Origin of the sequence: Mycobacterium sp. 852002-51613_SCH5001154 (genome assembly GCF_001667425.1) — a bacterium.
In the GTDB taxonomy this organism is placed as follows: Bacteria; Actinomycetota; Actinomycetes; order Mycobacteriales; family Mycobacteriaceae; genus Mycobacterium.
The window spans coordinates 61,921-68,916 of the sequence record NZ_LZII01000069.1; the positions used below are offsets into that span (position 1 = coordinate 61,921).

General features: G+C 69.7%; 6 protein-coding genes. 3 read left to right on the forward strand and 3 right to left on the reverse strand.

The features are described from left to right. Window positions 1-6: 6 nt before the first annotated feature. On the reverse strand, window positions 7-1,260 hold the full coding sequence (locus A5750_RS19000) for a cytochrome P450 (RefSeq protein ID WP_066956640.1): 1,254 nt from the start codon (window positions 1,258-1,260) through the stop codon (window positions 7-9). Between the two features lie 98 nt (window positions 1,261-1,358). On the opposite strand from A5750_RS19000, the gene A5750_RS19005 reads away from it, so the two are divergent. Beyond that, a complete protein-coding gene (locus A5750_RS19005; protein ID WP_066956643.1) occupies window positions 1,359-1,766 on the forward strand; it encodes a hypothetical protein in 408 nt (135 codons plus the stop codon). A 6-nt stretch (window positions 1,767-1,772) separates the two neighbouring features. Here the strand turns inward: A5750_RS19005 and A5750_RS19010 are convergent, their stop codons facing one another. Beyond that, on the reverse strand, window positions 1,773-3,986 hold the full coding sequence (locus A5750_RS19010; RefSeq protein ID WP_066956701.1) for an FUSC family protein: 2,214 nt from the start codon (window positions 3,984-3,986) through the stop codon (window positions 1,773-1,775). A gap of 107 nt (window positions 3,987-4,093) precedes the next feature. On the opposite strand from A5750_RS19010, the gene galT reads away from it, so the two are divergent. After that, window positions 4,094-5,173 (forward strand): galactose-1-phosphate uridylyltransferase, encoded by a 1,080-nt coding sequence (gene galT / locus A5750_RS19015; RefSeq protein WP_197505464.1) that lies wholly within the window; start codon window positions 4,094-4,096, stop codon window positions 5,171-5,173. Then, window positions 5,170-6,261: a galactokinase gene (locus A5750_RS19020; RefSeq protein WP_066956649.1), complete on the forward strand. Its 1,092-nt coding sequence runs from the start codon at window positions 5,170-5,172 to the stop codon at window positions 6,259-6,261. Before galT ends, A5750_RS19020 begins: the two co-directional genes overlap by 4 nt. A gap of 75 nt (window positions 6,262-6,336) precedes the next feature. Here A5750_RS19020 and A5750_RS19025 read toward each other — a convergent pair whose 3' ends face one another. Beyond that, window positions 6,337-6,822 carry a hypothetical protein gene (locus tag A5750_RS19025; protein ID WP_066956652.1) on the reverse strand — a complete coding sequence of 162 codons (486 nt, stop codon included), beginning with the start codon at window positions 6,820-6,822 and terminating at the stop codon, window positions 6,337-6,339. Window positions 6,823-6,996: the final 174 nt, after the last annotated feature.

Genomic DNA, 6,996 nt, shown 5'->3' on the forward strand with positions numbered 1-6,996 from the left:
CCGGGTTCAGTGGGCGACGGGGGTACGCGCGCCCCGGTAGTCGACCTGCCAGTGCTTGATGCCGTTGATGAACGACGACCGCAGCCGCTCGGGGTTCGCCAGCGGAGTCAGGTCGGGCAGGTGATCGGCGAGGGCGTTGAACATCAGGTCGATCGTCATGCGCGCCAGGTTTGCGCCGATGCAGTAGTGCGCTCCGGTGCCGCCGAATCCGACGTGCGGGTTCGGGCTGCGCAAGACGTTGAAGGCGTAGGGGTCGTCGAAGACTTCTTCATCGAAATTGGCCGACCGGTAGAACAGCACCACGCGCTGGCCCTTGCCGATCCGGACACCACCGAGCTCGGTGTCCTGGCACGCGGTGCGCTGAAAGGCCGTGATCGGTGTGGCCCAACGGATTATCTCGTCGGCGGCCGTCTTGGGCCGGCGTGCCTTGAACAACTCCCACTGTTCCGGATAGTCGGTGAAGGCCATCATCCCCTGCGTGATGGAGTTGCGGGTGGTCTCGTTTCCGGCGACGGCCAGGGTGACCACGAACATTCCGAATTCCGCCTCGGACAGGTGCTGGCCCTCGGCATCGGCATGTATCAGGGTGGTGACAATGTCGTCACCGGGATCCTCGCGCTTGCGTGCGGCCAATTGCATTGCATACCACATCAATTCGCCCGCTGAGGTAAGCGCGTCGTTACCGGCGAACTCCGGGTCGTCGCTGCCGATCATGTTGTTGGTCCAGTCGAACAGCTTGTCGTAATCCTCCTGCGGAACCCCGAGTAGCCCGGAAATGGCCTGCAGCGGCAATTCGCAGGCGACCTGACGGACGAAGTCGCCCGACCCGGCCGCCGCGGCTTCGGTCACGATGCGCCGCGCCCGCTCCGATAGCTCGGCCCGCAACCGCTCGACCGCGCGGGGCGTGAAGGCCCGCGAGACGATCTTGCGCAACCGGCTGTGCTCGGGGTCGTCCATCATGATCATCGACGCCCGTCCGGCCTCAATCTGGCCGGCCGCCAAGTCGTCCCGGTAACGCGGGACGATCGACTTGGTCGCGGACGAGAAGACCTCGCTGCGCAGCGAGACATCGCGGATGTCGCGGTGCTTGGTGACCACCCAGTAGCCCCCGTCGCCGAACCCGCCGGCGTCGGGCGCCTGCTCGTTCCACCAGATCGGCTCCGTCGCGCGCAGTTCGGCGAACTCCTGCACCGGCAGCCGCTGGGCATAGATATCGGGATCGGTGAAATCGAAGCCCGGCGGGAGGTTCGGTGTGGCCATCGGACTTCTCCAGAGACGTGCCTCTTGGGATCGGTAGCAAACTCGACATGTCTTACTGCCAGCACCATAAAGCCGAGCCTGGAAGAAAAGAAGCCTTCATGAAGATCATTGTGATCGTGGCGGCCGGCCTCGCCGCCGGCGCGGTGGTGGCGGCCGGTTGCGCGCAGGCCGAGATCGCCGCGGCGCCCGTCCCGAGCCAGTTCTACCCCTTGGCACCGGGCGGGCAGTCCGATCCGGAAGCCGATGTCGACGAGCTGCAGCGGCAGGTGGCTGAGCTGCACGACAACTGGGACAACCTCACCCCGCCGCAGCGACAGCAACGGCTGACGCAGCTGCAGCGGCAGGCCACCACGGTGTCCAACGAGGTGCAAAACCTCCCGCCGGCGCAACGGCCCGGGGTGGAAATGCGACTGTTGCAAACCACGTTCACGTTGTTCGACCTGGTGCGAAAGGCCCAGGGGCCCAATCAGCCCTGCTACTTTCCCGCGTGCCTGCCCGGCCTTTGACCGCCCTCAGCCCCGAATCGGGCTGGGCGCCTTGGCCGTTTCGCGCCCGCCCAGGTTGGTCGCCGCGGTCACGACGGCTCGCTCGATCTGGCGCAACGCGTGCACCGCGGTGAGGAATCGCCGGGTATCTGGCCCCGGTTGGCCCGACGATCCCGTCTCGCCGTCTCGCTGCCGGGCCAGGGTTTCGGCGGCGTCGAGGTCGTCGGCGGCCGAGACGATGGTCGGCGCGCGGCCACTGCCGATCGCGGCGGCCAGCGCGTCGATGTTGCGCCGCGTCTGGGCCGCGGCGGCCGAGAACGTGTCGGCAAGGGGCTGCGACCCCACCGGGTCCTGATACTGCTCGCTGCTGCGGGCCAGGCTGCGGCCGTACCGGTCGCAGGCCGCGAAGATGCGCAACGCCCGGCGAATGCTGCGCCGGCCCGCGAGGCCGGCGACCCCCGCCAGCAGCGGCTTGGCGGTGACGCGGAACTGCTGCAGGTCCCGGTCGAGCTGGCGTGCCTGCTCCGACGGGCTGACGCTCTCGTCCTCACCGAACATGGTCGCGGCGGACACCTCGATCAGGGCCGACAGGCTAGCCAGAAAGGTGCGGGTGTCGTCACGGATCGCGGCCCTGGTGTGCGTGGGCAGCACGACGATGGCCACGGTCACTCCGATGACCGCACCGAGCGCGGTCTCTTCGATCCGCAACATCAGTACGCCGAACGAGAATTGGCCGAGCAAGCCGTACAGCAACGCCAGCATCGTGGTGATCCAGAAGGTCATCAAGCTGTAGGTGACCGTCATGAAATAGAAGGCGCAGAACAGGCACACGAAGATACCGGCGAGCGCGGCCGTTCTGTCGCCGGCCAGCAACGTGGCCACCAGCACACCGCAGGGCACGCCGAGCAAGGTGCCGAGCAGGCGTTGCCAGCCTTTCGTCAGGGTTTCGCCCCACGAGTTGGTGCCGGCGAAGATGACGAACGCGGCGATCACCGCCCAATACCAGCGCGCCGGCGACACCAATTCGCCGGCGACGATCGCCAGCGACGCGGCGACGGCGACCTGGATGGCCTGCCGCGTGGTCGGTAACAGGCCCGCCGGCTGCGACGGTTCGGCGGCCTCGTCCGGGGGCGCGTCCTCGGCGGCCGGCGGCCGCTCGCTACCCCCGGTTTCCACGCCGCCGGTACCCCCGGCGGCCGCGCGGTCGACGATGGTCCGCACGTCGGAAGTCGCTGTCGCGGCGTTGATTACAGCCAGGGCGAGGCGGCGCACGGCGGTGCTGTCCGGGTCGGCGTCGGCGGGGCCGCACTGCTCGTTCAGCAGCCGCTGCGCTTGGGCGGCGGCCTGTCGAAGGCCGCCCGGTTCGGGGAGGCGGATGGCGCGCGCGAGCCGCGCGAGCGCGTCGACGAGCTCGGCCCGCGTTTGGCTTGGTATGGCGTCCGGGTTCTCCGCGGTCAGCGCCGCCGCCCGGCGCCCGGCCGTGGCCACCCATTCGATGGCGAGCTCGGCGTCCAGCAGCCACGGCGCCAACTGTTCGGCGGTGACACCCGGCCACAGCATGGCGGGGTCGGCATTGTCCTCGATCTGGCTCTGCACCATCAGGGCGGTCTCGTTGAGCCGGAGGGTGCGCGCACGCATGCGACGCCGGCGCCGATCGTCGAGGCGGCCGGTACGCACGGCTTCGGCCGTGGTGTCGACCACGATCGCCATCCGGGCCCGCAGCGCCCGGACGGTGTCCCGCAGCACGCGCTCCGGTCGATCGGGCATGACGTAGGTGGTCATCACGAATGTGCAGACCGTGCCCACCGCGACCGCCCCGATCATCCACGGCAGCTCCGAGATGCGCGCTCGCAGATACAAGGTGAAGAAGTAGGACATGAATGCGACCATGCCCAGCGCCCGGCCGCGCGCCCCGAAGCGGCGAATGTACGCGGCGGTGAACACCACCATCACGAACACCACGTCGCTGACCACCTGGTGGGACGCGAGCACCGCGGCGGCCGTGATGGAGACCGCCGCGGGCAGGGGCAGCAGGGCCATGGTGATCCGCTGCTGGTGCGGGTCAGGCTCGTTGACGGACCGCGACGCGACCATCGTGATGACGACGCCCAACAAGGCGACGGTCAGCGGCTGTCCCGTCGCCCGGGTCAGGACGTACAGCGCCAGCAGCGAACAACCGAGCGCGGCCGTTGTCCGCGTCGCCATCCGCAGCCGGAGCAGACCGGGATCGGAGCCGATCACCCAGTTGCCGGCTTGTTCGTAGAAAACGCTGATCGCCGTGCCCCCCTTCTCGCCTGTTGAACGCATCATGGTTACCCGAACTTCGGCACAAGCTAGTCTTCGACATCGTGACAGCGCCGACGCGGGCGAAGCTGGCCGATGGCCGTGACCTGCTGTTCTTCGCGCTGCCGGGGCACCGTCCGGCGCCGGTCGAAGACCGTAGGCCGCTGCCGGCGCGCGACGGGCAGCAGACCGAGTTGCGGTTCGACCAGACGATGGGGCAGTGGGTGATCGTCGCGGCGCTACGCCAAGACCGCACATACAAGCCGCCCCCCGACCAGTGCCCGCTGTGCCCCGGTCCGACGGGGCTGACCAGCGAGGTGCCCGCACCGGACTACGACGTCGTCGTCTTCGAAAACCGGTTCCCCAGCCTGTCCGGCACCGGACCGGCACTCGCGCCCGCCGGTGACGGCTTCGTGTCCGCCCCGGGGCAGGGGCGCTGCGAGGTGATCTGCTTTTCCAGCGACCACACCGGCTCGTTCGCGGGGCTCGAACCCGCGCACGCCCGGCTGGTCCTCGACGCGTGGCGGCACCGCACCGGCGACCTGATGGCCACGCCGGGCATCGAGCAGGTGTTCTGCTTCGAGAACCGCGGCGAGGAGATCGGGGTGACGTTGACGCACCCGCACGGTCAAATCTACGGCTATCCCTATCTCACGCCGCGGACCGCCGCGATGCTGGAACAGGCGCGCCGGCATCGAATGCACCACGGCACCAATCTCTTTGCCGACCTACTGGCCGGCGAGGTCGCGGACGGCAGCCGAATCGTCGCGCGCGACGACCTGTTCACCGCGTTCGTGCCGTTCGCCGCGCGCTGGCCGGTCGAGGTGCACATCTATCCGAACAGGTTCGTGCGCAACATCATCGAGCTCGACGAGGACGAGCTGGACGGGTTCGCGCGGGTCTACCTCGATGTGCTGAGGCGATTCGACCGGATGTATTCCTCCCCGCTGCCCTATATTTCGGCGTTGCACCAGTACTCCGACACCGACGCGCAGGCCGACGGGTACTTCCACGTCGAGTTGATGTCGATCCGGCGCAGCGCCACCAAGCTCAAGTACCTGGCGGGCTCCGAGTCGGGTATGGACGCGTTCATCAGCGATGTGACGCCCGAGAGCGTGGCCCAGCGCCTGCGGGAGCTCGCGTGACCGTCCGGTACTCCGCGCCCGGGCGGATCAACCTGATCGGGGAGCACACCGACTACAACCTGGGGTTCGCGCTGCCGATCGCATTGCCGCAACGCACGGTGGTGACGTTCACGCCCGACCGCGGCGATGCGATCACCGTGGCCAGCGACCGCGCGGACGGGCGGGTGCGCATTCCGCTGGACACCGCTCCCGGCGGCGTGACCGGCTGGGCCGCCTACGTGGCCGGCGTGATGTGGGCGCTGCATCAGGCCGGTCACCCGGTGACCGGCGGCGCGATGCGGATCACCAGCGATGTGGCGATGGGCGCGGGGTTGTCGTCGTCGGCGGCGCTGGAGTGTGCTGCGCTGGGCGCCATCGCGGCGGGCGCCGGGGTGCGCATCGACCCGAAGGAGCAGGCGCGGCTCGCCCAGCGCGCCGAGAACGACTACGTCGGCGCCCCGACGGGTTTGCTCGACCAGCTGGCCTCGCTGTACGGCCGGCCGGTGACCGCGCTGCTGATCGATTTCCGCGATGTCACGGTCGCGCCGGTGGCCTTCGACCCGGACGCCGCCGGCGTCGCGCTGCTGGTGATCGACTCCCGCGCCCCCCACAGTCACGCCGACGGCGACTATGCCGCGCGCCGCGCGTCGTGCGAGCGGGCGGCCGCGGATCTCGGGGTGGCGTCGCTGCGCGAGATCCAGGACCGCGGTCCGTCCCTCGCCGCCGCGGTGCGCGATCCGGTCGACGCCCGCCGGGCCCGCCACGTGCTGAGCGAGAATCAGCGTGTGCTCGATTGTGTTGCGGCGCTCAATGTTTCGGACTTCGCCGAGGTGGGACGAATCTTCAGCGCCTCGCACGCGTCCATGCGTGATGATTTCGAGATCACCACCGAACACATCGATCTGATCGCTGACACCGCGGTGCGGGCGGGCGCCCTCGGCGCGCGGATGACGGGCGGGGGGTTCGGCGGCTGTGTGATCGCGCTGGTGCCGACCGACCGCACCCGCGCGATCGATGAGGCGGTGCGACGCGCGGTGGGCGACGCCGGTTTCGAGCAACCGGTCATCGCCCGAACCCGTGCCGCCGCCGGCGCGGGGCCGGGTGGGTAACCGAGCCGACCGGCGACGTCGAAGTCACGGCCCCTGCTCACCGCGCATCTGCGGGCGGCCGGCTCCGAGTAACGGCTATTCGGCCGGAGTCAGGCGCACCGCTCCCAGGTGCATGCGGTCGACCGCCTCGGCGAACTCCTCGCGCGTCGGTATGCGTTGATCGCGAAACTTCAGCCCGATCATCCGCTGGGCGCGCCGAACGCCGTAGGACTCGGCGCAGCGCAGGAAGAGATCGCAGACCACGGCGCGGTCACGGATGAGCTCGCCGCGCATCGCGGTCTGCTTCCCGTCGTAGACGACCCGCGCGGGCGCGCCGCCGCGGAAATTCTGTTTCCACGGGGCGCCCGTCAGCGCGTACAGCTGATTGTCAATCATGTGGGCGCTCACCGGAAGTGAGAACGGCCGGCCCGTTTTTCGCCCGGTGAAGTTCAGCACCATGAGCTCCTTGCGGGCGGCGCCGGCGAGCGGGGTGCGCAGCAAGAAGCCCAGCATCGGGTTGACGATGCGCAGTAGCGCCGACGGTGGGTGCCCGGCGTCTATCGCATGGGACTGCTCTGGCATGCGCTTACCGTAAAGCCAATGGGGTTCCGTGGCCTAGCGATGGGGTGGCGGGGGGGGGGCGGGGGGGGGCGCCCGCGCCCCCCCCACCCCCCTCGGGGGGGGGGGGGTGGGGGGGGGGGGGGGGGGGGGGGGGGGGGGGGGGTGGGGGGGGGGGGGGGGGGGGGGGGGGGGGGG

What these genes read in the sequence shown, in the direction of transcription:
- A5750_RS19005 (WP_066956643.1), top strand. Translation starts at nt 1,359, where the DNA reads ATGAAGATCATTGTGATCGTGGCGGCCGGCCTCGCCGCCGGCGCGGTG.
- A5750_RS19000 (WP_066956640.1), bottom strand. Translation starts at nt 1,260, where the DNA reads ATGGCCACACCGAACCTCCCGCCGGGCTTCGATTTCACCGATCCCGAT.
- A5750_RS19025 (WP_066956652.1), bottom strand. Translation starts at nt 6,822, where the DNA reads ATGCCAGAGCAGTCCCATGCGATAGACGCCGGGCACCCACCGTCGGCG.